The following is a 218-nucleotide window of genomic DNA, read 5'->3' as shown; positions in this document are numbered from 1 at the left end:
GACAGTCACCCCCGACGGCAGTGACGACGCAGCCCAGACCCGGCTGGCAGCCGAGACGCCCCCCGACGATTCAGCGAGCGACGAGGACGACGAACACACCCTGTCGCCATCGGCATTCGCAACCGCCGCAACACTGCTTGGCGAACAGCGGGCCGATGAGGCCGACGAGGCCGACGAGCCACCAGTCACCACCACTTGTGCGGATGAGCTCGAGGACC

1 protein-coding gene is annotated in these 218 nt (G+C 67.9%); it reads left to right on the top strand.

Going from position 1 to position 218, the window contains the following annotated elements:
* Window positions 1-218, top strand: a 218-nt coding sequence (locus EXE42_RS20085) for a hypothetical protein (protein ID WP_206750796.1), incomplete at both ends; no start/stop codon positions are given.

Source organism: Halorubrum sp. SP3, assembly GCF_005435195.1.
Lineage (GTDB): Archaea > Halobacteriota > Halobacteria > Halobacteriales > Haloferacaceae > Halorubrum > Halorubrum sodomense.
This window is presented reverse-complemented; position numbering and strand designations above follow the sequence as displayed.